This window comes from Arthrobacter roseus, assembly GCF_016907875.1.
Taxonomy (GTDB): domain Bacteria; phylum Actinomycetota; class Actinomycetes; order Actinomycetales; family Micrococcaceae; genus Arthrobacter_J; species Arthrobacter_J roseus.
Window position 1 is genome coordinate 394,322 of record NZ_JAFBCU010000001.1, and the last position, 18,435, is coordinate 412,756.

21 protein-coding genes are annotated in these 18,435 nt (G+C 61.8%); 15 read left to right on the forward strand and 6 right to left on the reverse strand.

The window, feature by feature from the left end; all coding sequences use genetic code 11:
* Nucleotides 1-10: 10 nt before the first annotated feature.
* Nucleotides 11-529 (reverse strand): gluconokinase, encoded by a 519-nt coding sequence (locus JOE65_RS02030; RefSeq protein WP_205161672.1) that lies wholly within the window; start codon nucleotides 527-529, stop codon nucleotides 11-13.
* A gap of 213 nt (nucleotides 530-742) precedes the next feature.
* Between JOE65_RS02030 and JOE65_RS02035 the strand changes: the two genes are divergently transcribed.
* Nucleotides 743-1,450 carry a sigma-70 family RNA polymerase sigma factor gene (locus JOE65_RS02035; RefSeq protein WP_205161673.1) on the forward strand — a complete coding sequence of 236 codons (708 nt, stop codon included), beginning with the start codon at nucleotides 743-745 and terminating at the stop codon, nucleotides 1,448-1,450.
* A gap of 17 nt (nucleotides 1,451-1,467) precedes the next feature.
* Here JOE65_RS02035 and JOE65_RS02040 read toward each other — a convergent pair whose 3' ends face one another.
* From JOE65_RS02040 to JOE65_RS02055, 4 genes are read right to left on the reverse strand one after another with little or no spacing between them, the layout of a single operon-like run.
* A complete protein-coding gene (locus JOE65_RS02040; RefSeq protein WP_205161674.1) occupies nucleotides 1,468-2,472 on the reverse strand; it encodes a cation efflux transmembrane domain-containing protein in 1,005 nt (334 codons plus the stop codon).
* Nucleotides 2,469-2,951 carry a transporter substrate-binding domain-containing protein gene (locus JOE65_RS02045; protein ID WP_205161675.1) on the reverse strand — a complete coding sequence of 161 codons (483 nt, stop codon included), beginning with the start codon at nucleotides 2,949-2,951 and terminating at the stop codon, nucleotides 2,469-2,471. Before JOE65_RS02045 ends, JOE65_RS02040 begins: the two co-directional genes overlap by 4 nt.
* 53 nt (nucleotides 2,952-3,004) lie before the next feature.
* Nucleotides 3,005-3,952 (reverse strand): glycosyltransferase family 9 protein, encoded by a 948-nt coding sequence (locus JOE65_RS02050; protein ID WP_205161676.1) that lies wholly within the window; start codon nucleotides 3,950-3,952, stop codon nucleotides 3,005-3,007.
* A 3-nt stretch (nucleotides 3,953-3,955) separates the two neighbouring features.
* On the reverse strand, nucleotides 3,956-4,699 hold the full coding sequence (locus JOE65_RS02055; RefSeq protein ID WP_205161677.1) for a GAF and ANTAR domain-containing protein: 744 nt from the start codon (nucleotides 4,697-4,699) through the stop codon (nucleotides 3,956-3,958).
* 344 nt (nucleotides 4,700-5,043) lie between these two features.
* Between JOE65_RS02055 and JOE65_RS02060 the strand changes: the two genes are divergently transcribed.
* The 14 genes from JOE65_RS02060 (at nucleotide 5,044) to JOE65_RS02125 (ending at nucleotide 17,233) form a co-directional block, all read left to right on the forward strand.
* Complete coding sequence (locus JOE65_RS02060) at nucleotides 5,044-6,249, forward strand: NAD(P)/FAD-dependent oxidoreductase (RefSeq protein WP_205161678.1); 1,206 nt, start codon at nucleotides 5,044-5,046, stop codon at nucleotides 6,247-6,249.
* Between the two features lie 39 nt (nucleotides 6,250-6,288).
* Nucleotides 6,289-6,597 (forward strand): hypothetical protein, encoded by a 309-nt coding sequence (locus JOE65_RS02065; protein WP_205161679.1) that lies wholly within the window; start codon nucleotides 6,289-6,291, stop codon nucleotides 6,595-6,597.
* Nucleotides 6,598-6,629: 32 nt separating this feature from the next.
* Nucleotides 6,630-6,971: a lipopolysaccharide assembly protein LapA domain-containing protein gene (locus JOE65_RS02070; RefSeq protein WP_205161680.1), complete on the forward strand. Its 342-nt coding sequence runs from the start codon at nucleotides 6,630-6,632 to the stop codon at nucleotides 6,969-6,971.
* A gap of 43 nt (nucleotides 6,972-7,014) precedes the next feature.
* Complete coding sequence (locus JOE65_RS02075) at nucleotides 7,015-8,232, forward strand: amidohydrolase (RefSeq protein WP_205161681.1); 1,218 nt, start codon at nucleotides 7,015-7,017, stop codon at nucleotides 8,230-8,232.
* A 313-nt stretch (nucleotides 8,233-8,545) separates the two neighbouring features.
* Nucleotides 8,546-8,713, forward strand: a complete 168-nt coding sequence (locus tag JOE65_RS02080) for a hypothetical protein (RefSeq protein ID WP_205161682.1) — start codon at nucleotides 8,546-8,548, stop codon at nucleotides 8,711-8,713.
* A 72-nt stretch (nucleotides 8,714-8,785) separates the two neighbouring features.
* Nucleotides 8,786-9,883, forward strand: coding sequence for an aminotransferase class V-fold PLP-dependent enzyme (locus JOE65_RS02085; protein WP_205161683.1), 1,098 nt, complete (start codon nucleotides 8,786-8,788; stop codon nucleotides 9,881-9,883).
* 71 nt (nucleotides 9,884-9,954) lie between these two features.
* Nucleotides 9,955-10,254, forward strand: a complete 300-nt coding sequence (locus JOE65_RS02090) for a CHY zinc finger protein (protein ID WP_338021528.1) — start codon at nucleotides 9,955-9,957, stop codon at nucleotides 10,252-10,254.
* A 222-nt stretch (nucleotides 10,255-10,476) separates the two neighbouring features.
* The gene (locus JOE65_RS02095) at nucleotides 10,477-11,091 is read left to right on the forward strand and encodes a D-glycero-alpha-D-manno-heptose-1,7-bisphosphate 7-phosphatase (RefSeq protein WP_205161684.1); all 615 of its coding nucleotides are present in this window, start codon (nucleotides 10,477-10,479) and stop codon (nucleotides 11,089-11,091) included.
* Nucleotides 11,088-12,191, forward strand: a complete 1,104-nt coding sequence (locus JOE65_RS02100; protein ID WP_205161685.1) for a glycosyltransferase family 9 protein — start codon at nucleotides 11,088-11,090, stop codon at nucleotides 12,189-12,191. The genes JOE65_RS02095 and JOE65_RS02100 overlap by 4 nt, the downstream gene beginning before the upstream one ends.
* Nucleotides 12,188-13,189, forward strand: a complete 1,002-nt coding sequence (locus tag JOE65_RS02105) for a glycosyltransferase (protein ID WP_205161686.1) — start codon at nucleotides 12,188-12,190, stop codon at nucleotides 13,187-13,189. Before JOE65_RS02100 ends, JOE65_RS02105 begins: the two co-directional genes overlap by 4 nt.
* Nucleotides 13,186-14,448 carry a glycosyltransferase gene (locus JOE65_RS02110; protein WP_205161687.1) on the forward strand — a complete coding sequence of 421 codons (1,263 nt, stop codon included), beginning with the start codon at nucleotides 13,186-13,188 and terminating at the stop codon, nucleotides 14,446-14,448. The genes JOE65_RS02105 and JOE65_RS02110 overlap by 4 nt, the downstream gene beginning before the upstream one ends.
* Entirely contained in the window at nucleotides 14,445-15,116 is a 672-nt protein-coding gene (locus JOE65_RS02115; RefSeq protein WP_205161688.1) for a D-sedoheptulose-7-phosphate isomerase, read from the forward strand. Before JOE65_RS02110 ends, JOE65_RS02115 begins: the two co-directional genes overlap by 4 nt.
* Nucleotides 15,117-15,121: 5 nt before the next feature.
* Nucleotides 15,122-16,483, forward strand: coding sequence for a PfkB family carbohydrate kinase (locus tag JOE65_RS02120; protein ID WP_205163972.1), 1,362 nt, complete (start codon nucleotides 15,122-15,124; stop codon nucleotides 16,481-16,483).
* Between the two features lie 51 nt (nucleotides 16,484-16,534).
* On the forward strand, nucleotides 16,535-17,233 hold the full coding sequence (locus JOE65_RS02125) for an SDR family oxidoreductase (RefSeq protein WP_205161689.1): 699 nt from the start codon (nucleotides 16,535-16,537) through the stop codon (nucleotides 17,231-17,233).
* Here the strand turns inward: JOE65_RS02125 and JOE65_RS02130 are convergent.
* A complete protein-coding gene (locus JOE65_RS02130; protein WP_338021529.1) occupies nucleotides 17,199-18,371 on the reverse strand; it encodes a glycosyltransferase family 9 protein in 1,173 nt (390 codons plus the stop codon). The genes JOE65_RS02125 and JOE65_RS02130 overlap by 35 nt on opposite strands.
* Nucleotides 18,372-18,435: the final 64 nt, after the last annotated feature.

Genomic DNA, 18,435 nt, shown 5'->3' on the forward strand with positions numbered 1-18,435 from the left:
CTCCCTCTGATCAGCGGGCGTTCAGGTTGAGTTTGGTGAGGACCTTGTCCACAATCTCCTCCGGAGTGTTTGCGATGTCAATCGTGAGGCCGGCTTCGTCGTCGCCCAGCATTTCCAGTGTTTCGAGTTGGGAGGGGAGCAGGGACGGCGGCATGAAGTGGCCGGAGCGCGTGGTCATCCGTTGGCTCAACAATTCTTCGCTGCCGTGGAGATGAATGAAGTACACGGTTCCAGATGCCTGACGGAGGGTGTCGCGGTAACTATGCTTCAGGGCGGAGCAGGTGACGACGGTGTTGACGTCGTCATCGGCCATTTGTGCCATCCAGTCGCGCATAGCTTCGAGCCAGGGCTTGCGGTCGTCGTCGTTGAGAGGAGTGCCAGCTGTCATTTTGTCGATGTTGGACTGAGGGTGGAATTCGTCCGCTTCGGAGAACGTCCACCCGAGCCGCTGGGCGAGCATTTCCGCGACCGTGGACTTGCCGGAGCCGGAAACTCCCATAATGACCAGATGTTGTGCTGATTCGCTCATGCGTTTCTCCTCATGGTGGGGGTGCTTCCTCCATTGGAACCATAACTCGCCAAAGAATGAAAGACCCTGTGCTCGTGGCGGAAGAATCAACGGGGGCTCTTGGCTGGCCGAGAACGTTTTATCAAACAATTTTTGAAGGTCCATTGTTTCGTAAGGGTGCTTATGGTCTCCTGAGAGAAGTTGCTTCGACTTCTCCTCCCGGAAGGACATCCTATGCTCACCATAAGCCCGTGCGCGGACAATCTGGTTCTGGGTCATTTGGATCTTGCCCGTTCGGTAGCACGATCCTTCTCGGTGACGGGGCCCGATTCCCCGGATATTCTCCAAGTGGCATATCTCGGACTGGTTAAAGCAAGCCATCGGTATGACGCCGACTTTGGCGTACCCTTCCCGGCCTACGCTGTACCCACGATGGCCGGCGAAATCAAACGATACCTCCGGGACAGCTGCTGGATGGTCCGGCCGCCCCGCACGGTGCAGGACCTGCGAACCGAAGCGGCCAGGGCGTCGTCGGCCCTTGCCCAGAAGCTAGGACGGGAACCATCCCTCGACGAACTATCAGAACAACTCGACGAGCACCCGGACGCCGTCGCTGAGGCGATGAATTGCCAGAGCAGCATGCGTCCGGACTCCCTCGACGCATTGGCCGGTGACTCGTCCTGGGCGGACCGCCTGTGTGCAGCGGACAGCTCAATGGATCGACGTGACGAAGTGCTGTCTCTGCGCGCTGCTGTCGCTGAGTTATCAGCGAAGGAAAAGGAACTGCTGTTCCGCCGTTTCTACTGTGAAGAATCCCAGCAACGCGTGGGGGAACGGCTTGGAATGAGCCAGATGCAGGTATCGAGACTGCTGGCACGGACTCTGGTGCGGCTCCAGAAGTGCCTGAGTGATGCGCCGGGGCAAGACGCTACGACGAAGTGAAGTCACAGCCGCGTTGCTTAGTCCTCTTCGCCGCCCGAGGTAGGGCCAGGAAGGAACTCATCGGGTAGTTGCGCCACTGGGACGATCACCATGTCCTGAACTTTCCAGTCCAACTCGATGCACCCCTCCCGTGCATCTTCAAGCTGCTGAAGAGTCGCTGCCTTTTTCTTGGGGACAACGAAGGACTCGATGTGGAACACATGCCCTTCGTCACGCGTTCTGGACCGGGCTTCGCTCACCCAGGGCAGCCCGGACAGGTAGCGATCGATGTCGCCCGTCAGGGGATGTGTGTCGGCGTCGTCGTAGGTCATGGCACGTGCATCTGCTAATGCTCCCACCGCACTGCGGAGGTTCTTGATGCCGTCGCGCAGGATGCTCACGGAAATGATGAGCGCAGCGACCGCATCCGCCCACCACAGTCCCATGCCTATCCCGGCAACACCGACGCCAGCAGCGGCTGCTGTCATCCAGTCTGCTTTATTCATGTCCGCGTCTGCGTAGAGGACCTTGTCGTGCAGGGAGCGCGCGAGCTTCATCTTGACGAGGCCCAGGTAGACGGGCGGTACCGCTGTCAGGGCCATGGCAGCCATCATGAGCCATCCGAGCCAGAACGTCTGGCCGAAGAGCGTCACGGCACCAATGGTTGGGTGTTCGGCTTTGAGGAGGCCGAGCCCGGAATCGAGAATCAGGTAGGCGCCCATCACAGAGAGTGCGACGGCGGCGACCAGGTGGGCGATGCCCGTGGCTCGGTGGTAGCCGTAGGGATGCCTGATCGACGGCGGCCTCTTGATGAAGTGGACAGCGACGAGGAAGGAGATCGGTGGGAGGAATGAGAGGAGGTCCTCGATCCACGCGGCTTTCATAACCTGCGAGTTTCCGAGGACGAGGAAGACGATGGTGGTGGAAATAGCGAGGAAGCCGACCGTGATCCACTCGAACTTCACGGCCTTACGGAGTGCCTGAGCCTGCTCATCCGGCAGTGTGGTGTGCCCAAAGTGCGCCTCTTTGACGGCTGACCTCATGGCCGGACCTCCTGTGCCTGAAGGAACTTATCAAGTCTGAGGAGGAATGCGTTCTCGCCGAGAGGAACGAGCATGACGTGCTGGACAGTCGTGCCGCGCTCGTCCTTTGTCTCCACGTAGGGGCGGCTGAGTCCTGCGTGTGTTGTCCATGGGGTATTGCCGGCAATCCCGCCGATCACCACGTCGAGTTCGTCGTGTTTAAGGTCCTGAACGAGTTCGTGCTCGCTGCCCTGGTGCCATTCGACGTCAGCATTTAGTTGCGATGCGAAGTCCCGGAGCAGGTCAGGCTCAATGCCTTGTGGTTCAGTGCCATCCTCAAGCTGTACCCATTTCTGGTTTTCGGTGACGCCTACGCGGATGGTTCCATCGGTCACTTTTTCCAGCGTTTTGTCTGGGTCCGCCGGGTAGTGAGAGCAGGCAGACAGCATGAGCAGGAGTATCGCCATCACGGCGATGCATGCGGGTCTGTGCTTAAACATTGTTACCCCCGTCTTCAATCAACTGGCTGTTTCCTGAACTTTAGCAAGAGTGGTCAGTGTGTCTGGTTCCCGCTGATGCCCAGACGTTCGGCAGCCGAAAGAACCTGCTCCACGGTGATTGCCAGCAGCGCAGGATCCGGATAAGCACCAAAAACGTTGCCCACTCTGACCGACTCATCAGTCAGCGCGATGTGCGGCCCATCCGGCGGACCCCAAGCCGCCACGGGCGCCGGGCCGAAGATGGTCACCGACGGCGTGCCGTACGCGGTCGCCAAATGGGCCGCGCCAGTATCAGCCGAAATGACCAGCGCTGCAGCAGACACCACGCCCGCAAATTCGGTGAGGTTCAGCTTCCCGGCCAGCACGGCTGTCCGCGCCAACCCGCCGTCGTCGGCTATTTTCATGGCTCGTTCCCGTTCGTCAGCACTTCCGGTGAGAACCACCGTGTGCCCCTGACATTGAAGGGCGCGGACAACGGCGGCAAACCGATCTGCAGGCCACAGCCGGCTTCCGTAGGCGGCACCGGGATGGACGACGACGGCGCCCGGATGGGCACTCGGTGTCGGGGGTTTGAGGAGGCGGTAGTCGAGAGGGTCCGCGGGAATGCCGTACCAGTTCAACAGGTCGGTCCATCTGTTGCGTTCGTGGACGTCATCGCGCCAGAGGGGTGCGGACCAGCCGTTGGCAGCGTACCCCATACGTTCCTTGGGCGCTAGCACGTCAAGCCGTCGGTGGCTCTGGGGACCACTGCCGTGCAGATTCACGGCCACATCGATGGCGCCCGATGGAACATTGAGCGGTTCTTCCAGAGAGGGAGTTCCCAACAGGTTATCCACACTGCCGGTCAGCGCCAGAATAGGCTGCAGCCAGGTAGGGCCTGCGTAAGTGATGCGATGCCCCGGGTAGTGATGGCGAAGGGCGCGAAGTGCAGGAACGGAAACGAGTAGGTCGCCGAGTTTGAGCGCGCGCAGGACCAACAGCTCGGGATGGTTCTTGGACACGGGTCAGTCGTCGAAATGCGTGGCAGCTGGGGTTTCACTCACACTCTGAATGAGGGCCTCGGCTACCAGATTCAATTTGGTGTTTCTTGCACTGGAGGCCATTTTGAGGATGTTCACCGCCTCATCCTGACTGCAGCGGTTCTGCCCCATGATGATCCCCGCCGCGAGATCGATGGCCGTCCGGGTTTCCATGGCCGCCTGTAAATGTATGCCTGTTTCAGTGAGCTTCGCGATCCGCACGGCCATGCGCAATGAAACAGAGGCTGTACGGGCGAAGTCTTGAGCAGCCTTGATGGCATCCTCGCTGAACGCATCCGCTTTTGCCGAATAAAGGTCCAGCCCGGCGTTGGCCTCACCTTCCAGGACAATGGGGAGCCCGATGGCGGACAGGATGCCGTGTTCGGCGATCGCCTCCCGATATTCGGGAAACCGGTTCTCCTTCCGGAAATCCGCGACGTAGTACATTTTGTTTTCTCTTGCCGCCCGCATGCAGGGGCCGTCGTCGAAGCGCAACTGAACCTCATCCAGTTCCCGCGCGCGTTCAGTGCTGCTGGCAACCGTTGCGGCACGACGTGGACGCAGCAGCGTGACACCGCAAAGCACCTCGTCGCTGGGGGTAGAAAATGTTTCTGCGCAGAGCCGCGCCAGACCGTTGAGGAATTCGTTGACGTCCGAACTCTCCAACACCATGTTCTGCAGCGTCTCGGTCAGAATAGAATCTGTGGACTCAGCATTGTTGGACACCATTGCGTTCCTTCTATGGGTACGTATTAACCGCTTCCGGTCAATGTAAGTGCAACCCTAGACGATGGACCGCAATGAGGCGCTTGCCTCGCTGGTTGGGGCCGTCGTAGGAGTGCGTGATGCACCCCCACGACGGTGGGCCGGGAGTGAGCTCGCTGCTTGACTCCTGATTACCAAGCCCACTTACCATCTACGCTTGTGGTCCAGTGGGTAGTCAAGGGGTCAACGCCATAACGCCAGGATTCGACGTCGGCTTTCAGCTTCGGTGGTGGTCCGACCACGCCCCCTCTTGGCCGGAATGGTAAGTACGCTGTTATTGGTGGGTGTATCGGCGGTAAGGTCAGGCCATGGACGGTACAGAGCATCACGAAGTAATTGTTGTGGGCGGCGGGAACGCGGGCGTATCCGTGGCTGCACGCTTGCGTCGATATGGGTTCGACGACGTTGCTGTCATTGAACCGAGCGAGAATCACCTATATCAACCATTTTTCTCCCATGTAGCTGGAGGGACCGTCCGCGCCGATCGCGCCGTTCGGCCGATGCGCACCGTCATACCCAAAGGCGTTACATGGATCCAGGACCGCGTTCAACACGCGAACCCACACGCGCAGACCGTTAGGCTCTCCTCCGGCAAAGAGCTGTCCTACGATCAGGCAATTATCTGTCCTGGCATACAGCGTGATTGGGACGCAGTGAACGGCTTGTCTGAGGCAATGTCTTCTCCCGAGGCCGCATCAAACTATGAACTCGACTACGCGCAGAAGGCATGGTCACTCATCAGGAACCTGCGTAGCGGTACGGCAGTTTTTGTGCAGCCACCAGGGCCAGCGTCCTGCGCTGGCGCAGCACAGAAACCCCTGTATCTAGCGTGTGACTATTGGCGGGAACAGGGTGTACTGGATCAGCTACGTGTTGTTCTGGTGGTCCCCAGCCCGACGGTTTTCGGAATGGACCTGATCGATGAGGAACTCAACCGCAAAATTGCCGAGTACGGGATAGAGCTACATTGCGACAGTGAACTCACAGGCGTTGACTCGGCGCAACGAAGCGTTCAGATCCGGGACAACCTCACCGGAGACGCGGAGGAAATATCCTACGACCTTCTTCACGTTGTCCCCCCGCAATCGGCTCCCGACTGGCTGAAGTCGACCGCGCTCTCGGCCGCAGGCGACCCCGGCGGATTCGTTGAGGTGAACCCCCAGACTCTGCAGCATCCCCGGTTTCCCAACGTCTGGTCACTAGGAGACGCGGCTGGTACCACCAACTCAAAATCAGGTGGTGCTCTCCGAGAGCAAACCGCCACACTAGCCAAGAACCTGAAAGCAGTGCGTAAAGGCAAGAAGCCCACGAAAAAATACAACGGTTACTCCGTATGCCCATTCACGGTGTCACGGTCCTCAGTGGTCCTCGCCGAGTTCGACGATATCTACCGGCCGAAGCCCAGTGTGCCGTTCTGGAAAGGACTGGCGCGAGAACGGCGCCTTACTTGGATCACAGACCGCTATATCCTGCCGTGGATCTACTGGAACCTGATTTTGAAGGGACGAGCATGATGCGGCAGGGCAACAAATCACACGACAAAGGAGAAGCGAATGACTGAAATGGTTCGTATTTACGTTGAAGGTCCAGATGGCGAAGGTGCGCATGTTTTTGATGCCGACTCCGAAGCGGGAACCTACAACTCAAGTCTCTATGGCGTAGTCAAGCCAAAAGTATTGGTGCTGCTCGAAGGCGAGACGCACGTCTATGGCCAGGCGGACCAACATCGAGATGTAAGCGGTGAGTACGAGGTCGCTTTCGACGCAGGAGTGTTGAAAATCAACGGACGCGGTGGCAAGCTCATTCGTGCCTATGGGATAGCCATGTGGCAACAGGTCTATAAGTTCCCTTCTGTGGACTAATCCCGCCGAGCACACTGAGGAAAGGACGCACCATGACTTCTGATTCAACTGATCCGCGCGCCGGGCGGGACCGAGCATCGGAGCCACGCGACGATATTCAGGAAGGACGCGCACTGGCCTCGTCGGCGGCTCGCTCTCGCAGCGGTGCCATTTGGGTAGCCGTTGTCAGTGCGTTGATCCTTCTCTTGTTGTTGATCGTCTTCTTCATCCAAAATGAAGCCCCTGTCTTGGTGGCCTTTTTTGGTTTCGAGGGATCGATCGCTTTGGGATTGGCGTTGCTGATCGCGGCGGTTGGAGGCGGCATCGTCGTCGCGCTCGTCGGCGCAATTCGCATCATCAAGCTGCGAGCCTCGAACCGTAGGTCGCACAAGTAAACTCGTTGGCACAATCACATTGATCGTAAGGACCCACACGAGTATGAAGACCAGCCTCGAGCTTTCCGACGCCCAGCGGCATCAGATGCACGACCTCTACCGGCACCTCCATGCACGTCCAGAACTGTCCATGCAGGAGTCGGAAACGGCGTCGCTCATTACCGTAAAGCTGCAAGCGCTGGAACTTGAGGTCGTGGCCTGTGGGGGAACCGGCGTCGTCGGCGTTCTAAAAAACGGTGACGGGCCAGTGGTCGGGTATCGAGCGGACACGGACGGTCTGCCGATCCTTGAGGACACCGGATTGGACTACGCAAGCACGGCAACCGGAGTTATGCCTGATGGGACCGGTGTGCCCGTAATGCACGGTTGCGGTCATGACACTCACATCGCTGTTGCGCTCACCACTGTCCGTCTCCTGCACGAGAACCGTGACGAGTGGGCCGGAACCGTGGTGTTTATCTTCCAGCCGGGGGAGGAAACGGGAGTTGGTGCCAAGGCCATGGTCGACGACGGTTTGTGGGACAAGGCGCCGAGACCCTCGATCATCTTTGGGCAGCACGTTTGGCCTGGGATCGCGGGCACGCTCGACATCACCAGCGGCACCGCGATGGCGATGGCCGATTCGTGGAAGGTCACCGTCAAGGGGCGGCAGGCGCACGGTTCGCAACCCGAGGAATCGATTGACCCTATTGTGCTCGGGGCGCACATGGTGGTGCGTATCCAATCAATCGTTTCGCGGGAAGTGCACCCCATGAAGTCGGCTGTCGTCACTATCGGCACGTTCCATGCTGGACTAAAGGAAAACATTATCCCCGCCTCCGCCGAGTTCACCCTCAACGTCCGTACCTTCGATCCCGACGTTCGAGATCGTGTCTTGTCCTCGCTACGGCGCATCATTCAGGCAGAAGCAGACGCTTCCGGTGCCCCCACGCCGGTTATCGAAGAGATCACGAACTTTCCCGAGTGCTACAACGACCCCGCTTCCACAGCTGAGCTGATCGGCCACCTTCGCGGAGGTCTGGGCGAGGACAGCGTCAATGAGGTTCCGCCGGTGATGGGCAGTGAGGACTTCGGTGCGCTGGCCCAGGCCATCGGCGTGCCGTCCGTGTACTGGTTCTTCGGCGGGTATCCGCAGGAAAAGTACGACGCCGGTACCCCGATTGCCGGAAACCACTCACCTGAGTTTGCCCCCGTGCTGGAACCGACGCTCAGCACAGGCGTGAAGGCTGCGACGACGGCGTTGCTGTCCAAACTTGCCTGATTATTTCAATGGGGCTGTGGATAACCTTCGCGCCTAGTTCTGGTGTTCGGTAGTGTGTTGGATTTATACATAACACCTGACCAACGAACCTAGGGCGATTTATGCCTCAGTCTGACTCCGCTTTGTCTTTTTCGTCGCGAAAAACATTGGCCGTCGGTCTGGCGTCGCTTCTCTTGCTCTCTAGTTGTGCGGGGGGTGGGGCGTCGGATGAATCCCCACGTCGGATTCGGGCTTTGAGCTTCACGACGATGAGCTAGGCGAAGAAACGCATACCAGCCACCAATATCAGGAAACCGGCGATTACAAAGTTGCCGTGACGGTGCACTTCACCGGTGAGTACTCCGTCAACGGTGGTCCCATGATTCCCATCGACGGCAGAGGTGAGTTCACAACGCCCTCACAGACCATCAGTGTCTGGAAGTCAGAGTCCCGCCTCGTAGATGGAACCTGCCTGGAAAACCCAGACGGTTGGGGTTGCTGATTCCAGGTCACACTTTGCGCAATACGAGTCAGACCGAGACACTGAAGTAATCGCCACTTCAAGGAGACCGCAGTGACTAAGCCCCTACTTGACCGGCACCTCTTCGGCCCCGGACCCACCAACGCGTACCCCGAAGCGACAACAGCATTGGGATACCCACTCCTCGGACACTTGGACCCAGCGTTCATCGAACGGCTAGATGCCACCTGCGACGGTCTCCGGCAAGTATGGGGAACCGACAACTCACGGACACTACCCCTCAGCGCAACAGGATCCGCTGGCATGGAAGCCGCGTTCGTCAACACCGTGGGAACCGGCGACGTAGCGGTCATAGCAGTCAACGGTCTCTTTGGAGAACGGATGTGTGACGTTGCTGAACGCTGCGGCGCCGAAGTTATCCGCGTCGATCACGAATGGGGACAACCCATAGACCCGGAGCGAGTAGCTAAGGCCCACCCAAACCCCAAAGTCATTGCAGCCGTCCACGCTGAAACCTCCACCGGGGTCCTGTCGGACATCAAAGCCCTCGGCGAACTCAAAGGAGACGCACTCCTCATCGTCGATGCCGTCACCTCCATCGGGGGAATTGAACTCCTGTCCGACGAATGGGGCATCGACGTCGGATACGCCGGCACCCAAAAATGTTTAGGCGTAGCACCAGGGCTCGCACCCTTCACCATCTCCGACCGCGCCTTTGATCGCCGCATCGAAAAGCCACAATCCTGGTACCTGGACCTCGGGATGCTTGGCGGCTATGTCGGCAGCGCATCCGGCGGAGGCCGCACTTATCACCACACAGCCCCAGTCGCGATGATCGCCAGCCTCGAAGCAGCCCTCGAACGCATCCTCACCGAAGGACTGGACAATGTTGCCGCACGCCACTGGGCCGCGGGAACCGCACTGCAAGACGGACTCGAAGAACAAGGACACAAACTGTTCGCCGCCGAAGGTCACCGGCTACCGGAGCTAACGTCCGTCGTCGTACCTGACGGAGTGGACTCCGCCGCGGTGCGTTCCTACCTACTCGAACACTTCAACATCGAAATTGGCGGCGGGGCAGGCAAATATGCGCACAGTGTGTGGCGCATTGGGCTCATGGGACCCAACGCCAACCCTTCGTCAGTCGCGTTACTCTTGAGCGCCCTTCCAGAGGCCATTGAAAAAGCCTGACGCCCCGGACCGGATGGCACCTTCCATGACCGAAGCCAACAGTGAGTAACGTCCTCGTCCACGGTCCAACCGTGGACGAGGAGACTCGCTGCATCCACTACCGCACGCCCTTGGACATCATCGCCATCAAGTTCAAGTGCTGTGGCCGCTACTACCCGTGTCACCTGTGTCATCAGGAAACAGAGTCACATGCGGCGCAACAATGGCCGGTACATGAGCAAGATACAAAAGCAATCTTGTGCGGCGTCTGCAAAACGGAGCTAGCCATCTCCGCCTATCGGGCCACCGAGATTTGCCCGAATTGCTCTGCGGCTTTCAACCCCGCATGCGCGCTGCACTCGAATCTCTATTTTGAGTCTGCGGTGTTTTGACGGAAGCCCAGTAGTCCATAGAAACGTGGCGGAGGTGCAGGTACGTGGTGACGAAACCACGTATATGCACCTCCGCCACGTTTTTGCGGGAGGGGTCAGCTAAAGGGCTGCGGGAGTAGGCGCGGTGAGAAAGGGGTGCGGGAGGGGGCCGCAAGCTGAACCGCAGAGAAGAAGTTCCCGCCGAAGTGTTTAGTAGCAGCGCCCAAGGGGAACTGTGCTGGTATGGAACGTTCTGCCGGCACGCACGCACAACAGCGGACACCGCCGCGCGCCCTACTGCTCGACCGTGACGGCACCCTCATCATCGACGTCCCCTATAACGGGGACCCTGACAAAGTGCGTCCGCTGCCCGGAACTGCCCAGACACTCGCCCAACTCCGGTCCAGGGGCATCCCCCTCGGCGTCCTCACCAACCAATCCGGCATAGCGCGCGGACACATCAGCCGCGCACAAGCCGACGCCGTCAACAGTCGAGTCGATGAGATACTCGGCCCGTTTGATCTATGGGAAGTCTGCCCGCACGGACCCGACGACAGCTGCGCATGCCGCAAACCGGCACCGGGCATGATCCTCAACGCCTGCGAGATCCTCGGCCTTCAACCACACGAGACCGCGTTCATCGGGGACATTGGGACCGACGTCGACGCCGCTCAGGCAGCCGGTGCCACCGGCGTCCTTATCCCCACACCCATCACCCTTCAGGAAGAGATCGACCGCGCGGAACTTGTTGCGGACACGCTGGCCGACGCCGTCGCACTCCTGTGGAACACGGACTCGCGAGCCGACTCAAACCCGCGAGGGAGCACGGACCAGCAGAATGACGAGACGACAGCATGAAACGCGTCCTCGTGGCGCGCCTCGATAGCGTGGGCGACGTTCTCCTCGCAGGGCCCGCCATCCGTGCCATCAAGGCCGGGCGCAGCGGCCAGCAAGCCCATGTCACTCTGCTGTGCGGGCACACCGGCGCAGCGGCGGCGGAGCTACTGCCCGGTGTAGACCGGATCCTCATCTGGGACAGTCCCTGGATTGTGGACCCTGCACCGCCAGTCACCCACGAGACCGTCAACGAGCTTGAGAAACGTGTTCGCGACGCCGGGATCGACGAAGCCGTCATCCTCACGTCCTTCCACCAATCACCCCTGCCTCTCGCACTGATCCTGCGCCTCGCCGGGGTTGAGCACATCACCGCAGCGTCAGTGGACTATGCGGGTTCGCTGCTCGATGTCCGACTCAAACCCGGCGAAGACTTTCTTGAAGACCAGCCGGAGGCGGAACGCGCCCTCTGTATCGCCGCAGCCGCTAATTTTTATCTTCCCGAGCACGACGACGGACGCCTTGCCGTCCATAACCTGCCCGACGTCGCGCACCTCACCGGCAGCGACCCCGACCACGAATTCGGAGCCAACACTGGCGATAACCCGTACGTCGTCATCCACCCCGGCGCAGCCGTTCCCGCCCGAACCTGGCCGGCCCTGCACCACAAGGCGGCGGTTGAACTGCTCATCGCCGCTGGCTACAAAGTTCTGGTCACCGGTGGACCCAACGAAAAGGGCCTCACCGCCACGGTCGCCGGACCCGACGGCGTCGACCTCGGCGGCCGCACCGACCTCGCAGGACTCGGCAGCATCCTCAAAGGAGCCGTCGCCGTCGTCACCGGCAACACCGGCCCAGCCCACCTGGCGGCCGCGGTTGGAACGCCCGTGGTCTGCTTGTTCTCACCTGTGGTGCCGGCCATCCGCTGGGCCCCCTACAAAGTTCCGCTGGAACTACTCGGCAACCAGTTCGCGCCCTGTCGCGGCAGCCGTTCACGAACCTGTCCCGTGCCAGGCCATCCGTGCCTGACCAACGTTTCGCCGGATGAAGTGGTGGCCGCCGTCGTCCGCCTCACCTCCGGTATCGGCTCGCTGGAAACCCCGAGAAAAGTGAGGAACCGATGAAAATCCTGCTCTGGCATGTCCACGGCGGTTGGACCGATGCTTTTGTGCGCGGCCCGCACCAGTACCTGCTGCCCACAACGCCCGACGGCGGCCCGTGGGGGCTTGGTCGCGGTGGTCGTGACTGGCCAGCTAACGCCGTCGAAATTGCGCCGGAGAACCTCGCAGATCAGGAGCCCGACGTCGTTATCCTCCAACGTCTCGAAGAGTTCGACGAATGTGAACGGCTTCTGGGGCGTCGTCCCGGTCGGGACATCCCGGCCATTTTCCTTGAGCACAACACGACCAAGGGTGACGTTCCCAACAGCCGTCACCCGTACGCGGATCAGCACGAGATTCCGGTGGTCCACGTGACCTACTTTAACCAGCTCATGTGGAACTGCGGGACGGCGGAGACGACGGTCATCGAGCACGGAATCGTGGACCCTGGGCACCGCTATACGGGCGAGCGAGCGCGTCTGGGCGTCGTGGTCAACGAACCGATTCGCCGCGGACGTGTCACCGGGACGGACCTCTTGTCCGGGTTCTCGCTGCACGCTCCGCTCGAGGTCTACGGGATGGGCACGGACGGACTGGGGCTGGAACTTGAGCTTTCCCCGGAACGGTTGATCGAGCGTGGGGACCTGCCCACCGGACGCTTACACGCCGAACTAGCCGGATGCCGCGCGTACATCCATCCCATGCGCTGGACGTCGCTGGGCCTGTCGCTACTGGAAGCGATGCACCTAGGGCTGCCCGTGATCGCACTGGGCATGACCGAGGCGTACCGGGCCATACCGCCGGGGGCGGGGGTGGTCTCCAACGACGTCGAGCTCCTTCACCGGACCGCAGCTCGGCTGATCAACGATCCTGACGAGGCGCGAGCCATGGGCACAGTCGCCCGGGCCACAGTGCTCGAACTGTACGGGCTGGGCGCGTTCATCGAGTCCTGGGACAAAGCACTGGAGAAAACTGTTGGGCGCACCCGGGTGTTCGCGGTGCCGGAGAGGAGAACCCGATGAAGATTGCCATGATTTCGGAGCACGCCAGCCCCCTGGCTGCGCTGGGAGGGGTCGACGCCGGCGGACAGAACGTCCACGTCGCCGCCCTGTCCACAGCTCTTGTCCGGCGAGGCCACGAGGTCACCGTCTATACACGGCGCGACGACGATCAGCTGCCCAACCGGGTGCGGACCGACGGCGGCGTGGAAGTGGTGCACATCGACGCCGGGCCGCCCCGATGCGTTCCCAAAGATGAGCTCCTGCCCTACATGGACGCGCTGGCGGACGGGGTAGCCCGCGATTGGGGTTCCTCACCACCGGACCTGGTGCACGGGCATTTTTGGATGTCGGGGCTCGCCGCGCTCAATGCCGCAGCCCATATGGCTGCGGCTGGCTACACCATCCCCGTGGTGCAGACCTTCCACGCACTCGGCACGGTTAAACGTCGCCATCAGGGCGTTGAAGACACCAGTCCCGCCGCCCGCGCCATATTGGAACCCTCTGTGGGCTGCAATGCGGATCGCATTATTGCCACTTGCACCGATGAGGTCTTTGAACTCAAAGCGATGGGTGTCTCCGGCACGCGTGTGTCCGTTGCCCCCTGCGGCGTTGATCTAGACCTCTTCCGGCCCGCTGACATTACCCGCGAACCTGGCGGCCCCTTCCGTATCGCCAGCGTGGGGCGCCTAGTGCCTCGCAAGGGCGTGGAACTCGTGATCCGTGCCCTGCGGATCCTGCAGGACCAGGGAGTCGACGACGTCGAACTCGCCATTGTCGGTGGCGGCGCCGTGAGCGGGGAGGCTGGTGACCCGGAGGCTGAGCGGTTGCTCGCACTCGCCCGTGAGCTTGGCGTCGATGGGAAAGTGCGACTGCGCGGACAGGTTTCCCGCGAACGGATGCCGCTGGAAATCTGCCGGGCCGACGCCGTCGTCTGCGCCCCCTGGTACGAGCCGTTCGGGATTGTTCCGCTGGAGGCGATGGCCTGCGGCGTCCCGGTTATTGCGGCGGCCGTGGGCGGTCTGATCGACACTGTGGTGGAGGGCAGGACCGGCCTCCACGTACCGCCGAGGGACGCCGAAGCCATTGCCGAGGCCATCCTGCAGCTGAGGAACAACCCGGAGCTGGCACAACGGCTCGGCCGCGACGGGCTGGCTCGCGTGCGCAGACGGTACTCATGGGACCGCATTGCAACGGACACCGAGAAGGCTTACCAGGCCGCGATAGCAACCGCTGGCACCCGCAGGACTAGCCTGCAGCAAACAGGAGGGAAAGCGCTATGAGAACTCTTCCGGCACACCAGGCCATCCCTGCAACAACCACCCGGGCTGCGGCGTCCAACGATCGGGTGCCCAGCGGCGCTGCGACCGCGGCCGTCGAAGAGCACCTGCGCAATGTGGTCCCTGCTGTCGAATCCCTCCGCCGTGAAACCGGCCGCCTCGCGGGTTGGGGAGTGGAACTCGCGGACAGGCTGATGCGCGGGCACCGACTCCTCGCAGCTGGGAATGGCGGCTCCGCGGCCGAAGCCCAGCACCTCACCGCTGAACTGGTGGGACGGTTCGACGGCGAACGCGAACCGTTCTCGGCCATCTCCCTTCACGCGGAAACCTCGGCCGTGACCGCGATCGCCAACGACTACGGGTTTGACCAGCTCTTCGCACGCCAGGTCCGCGCTCACGGCCGGCCCGGCGACGTCCTGATCTTGCTGAGCACCAGCGGCAAGAGCCCCAACCTGCTCAACGCTGTCGAGGCGGCCCGCAGCATCGGCGTCGCGAGTTGGGCGTTCACCGGGCCTGCACCGAATCCGCTCGCGGCGTCCTGCGACGACTACGTGGCAATCGACTCACCATCCGCTAACGCGCAGGAAGGACACCTGATTGGTCTGCACGCTCTGTGCCGGGCATTCGACGCCGAGGTCTCCCAGTGCCGGTTCGAGGAGGCAACCCAATGAAGAAGCTGAAACTAGTGGTGGTTGGGGACGTCCTGCTCGATGCGGATTTCACCGGCGGCGCCAACCGTCTCTGCCCCGATGCACCCGTTCCCGTGGTGGACGTGGCCACCGTTTTGCGGCGGGCTGGAGGTGCGGGCCTGGTGGCCTCGATGCTCAGCCGGGACGGGCACGACGTCGAACTGGTCACCGTACTCTCGGACGACGAGGCCGCGATCCTGCTGCAAAAAGCACTGGGAGACATCGCCGTCGTCGCCGGTCCATCGTGTGCTCTAACGCCCGTCAAAAGCCGCATCCGCGTGGACAATCAGTCGGTGGTCCGCTTTGACGAGGGTTGCGGCACACCGCCCGTTCCGGAGGTGACTCAGGAGATGTTGGCTGCTTTTCAACACGCCGACGCCGTGATCGTCGCTGATTACGGCCGGCGGCTGAGCGAAAACGCTGAGTTGCGCGAGGCGCTCACACAGCTGGCAACTCGGATTCCTGTGGTGTGGGACCCACATCCCTCCGGTGCAGAACCCGTCCCCGGAGTCACCGCCACGACGCCCAACCTTTCCGAAGCGTTGAAACTTTCCGGCGCCACCGGACACGGCTTTGAAGCCGCAGTAGAGGCAGGTGTCACCCTCCGTGACCGCTGGAACAGCCACGCCGTCGTCGTCACCCGGGGACAGGACGGGGCCGTCATCCTCACCCCAAACGGACTGCCGCAGGCCGTGCCGGCACCGAAGATCGACGTCGGCGATCCTTGCGGTGCCGGGGACCGGTTTGCCTCGGCGCTGGCCGTGGCGTTGGCGCGGGGACTCTCACTGGATGAAGCCGTGGAAACCGCCGTCGGCGAAGCGGCCGCGTTCCTGGCCAACGGTGGTGTAGCTGCGATGGCGCGAGAGCCGGAACCAGAGAAACTGCCCGGAACTGACTTGGACGCGCTGCGCGTGGCCAACTCGGTACGAGGTAACGGTGGAACGTTGGTTGCTACCGGCGGGTGCTTTGACCTGCTCCATGCCGGACACGCACGCACCCTGGCCGCGGCGCGCACACTCGGAGACGCACTCATTGTCTGCCTCAACTCCGACGCCTCCGTGCGCCGACTCAAGGGTGAGCAACGGCCGATCATGGGTGAACAGGACCGGGTGGAACTGCTCCTCGCCCTAGAGTGCGTGGACGCCGTGATGGTCTTCGACGAAGACACACCCGAATCCGCGCTGGACACTCTCCGCCCGCACATCTGGGTCAAGGGCGGCGACTACACCGCGGACAGCCTGCCAGAAACGGCGCTCCTGAAGACGTGGGGTGGAAGAACTGTCACGGTTCCCTACTACGCCGCCCGGTCAACCAGCCGGCTCGCCGATGCAATCGAACGCGTCGGATAACACTTCCCACTGCGTTGTGCAGAGAACAGCTTGTCAATAGAAGGAGACACCATGAAAGACGCAGGAAACCCAGGTCGCGTTCTCGTCACCGGTGGAGGATCGGGCCTCGGCGCCGCCGTCGTTCAAGCAGTCATCACGGCAGGAGGAACACCCCTCGTGCTCGACCGGGATGTGAGCGCCGTGTCTGGCACGAAATGCCTGGAGGTCGACGTCGCCGACCGCGCAGCTGTGGAAACCGCAGTGAAAGCGGCAGCGGAAACACTGGACGGGCTCGACGCCGTCGTCACCGCAGCAGGGATTGACCGGTGCGGCCGCCTCGACGACGTACCCGCAGAGGAATGGGAGAAGGTGCTAGGCGTCAACCTGTTCGGCACCGTATCCACGGTCCGCGCCGCGCTGCCATACCTCAAACAAAGCCACGGGCGGGTCATCACGATCGCTTCCACTCTGGGGATTCGCGCCGTCGGCGACGCGACCGCCTACTGCGCGTCGAAGTTCGGCGTCATGGGTTTCAGCCACTCACTCGCGGCGGAAACCGCCGGCGAAATTGGGGTGACCACCATGATCCCCGGCGGCATGAAAACCCGCTTTTTCGACGACCGCACCGAGCAGTACAAACCTCAGGACGATTCACGACTGAACAGCCCCGACCGGGTGGCGGACGCGATTCTCTTTGCGCTGAACCAACCTGTTGGATGCGAAGTCCGTGAAATGCTCATCGCCCACGAAGAAGAAGGCTCGTGGCCATGAGTTCACGCACGTCGGCATAGACATCGTCGGGCTGGATCGCCGCAACCAGTGAATCATCGTGTTCACAACGTTCGGACGTCCAGCCCACCTGCGTCACGTCCCGCCCACAAACCGGGCAATGTGTCACCCAGGCCATGCGGACACGATGCAACATCCGACCGATCGCACCAGCATTGATCACATTGCCCACCCAGTAGATTCCTACCGTGGGCGTACCCACGGCCTGCGCCAGATGTCGTGGGCCGCTGTCGTTGCCCACCATGACGGTCGCAGCGCTGAGTAGACCCACCAGCTCGCTGAGTGAAAGCTCGCCCGCTACTGACGAGACTGCGGTGTGATTGGCCAGCCGGACAATGTCCGCGGCGGCGCCGACGTCGGACTCGTCCCCGACAACCAAGACCCGGCAGCCATCCTCAGCGGCTCGGTGACCAATGGCAGCGAACGACGACGTCGGCCACCTCCGACGCGGATCCGTGGCGCCGGGGTGGATGACCAGCAGCTCGTTGCCGCCCGTGAGCCAGCGTTGGCCGCCGTCGTGCTCCTGATCTGTGACCTCAATCTGTGGTTCCAGAGTTGTTGGGTAGGCGCCAGCCAGCCCGGCAACCTCGAGGAAACGGAAGACCTCGTGCTGGCTGTAGATATAGGGCAGCGTGCGATCGAGTGGTTCGGCGTCGGGCGTGCGGGTACCCACTGTGTGCGGAGCCTTGAGCTTCAGCAGAAACGGGTTTGAATACCGGCCGCCACCGTGCAGCTGGACGGCTAGATCAAAGGTCCCTCCAAGACGGTCAAAGAACCTGTCGAGCTCGGCTGCGTCGTCGTCGGTGTTGCCGCTGGTGCCCTCGCGAACACCCTGGGCGAAGGGCAGTACCTCGACCTTCAACACGCTGCCGGGCCGCCCCTCAAGGAGTACGCGGTGGGCTGGGGCACCCAGCAGGGTGATGTCAGCCTGCGGATACGCGGCGGCAAGAGCATCGATGGCTGGCATAGCGAACATGAGATCGCCCAGGCCTCCGCCGCGAAGGACCGCGATCGTTCGAACGCCGTCGAACTTCTGCAGCACCGGACCCACACCCCTGGCGATAAGCTCGCTCCCGCCGAAGGTCGCCGTCGTCCGCTGCTCGGGCAGCTGCTGCTCCACGCGGTCTCCTCACCTGTCCGGTTGTTCTTCACCTCTGACCATAAGGGCACTGATGGCGCTGTTC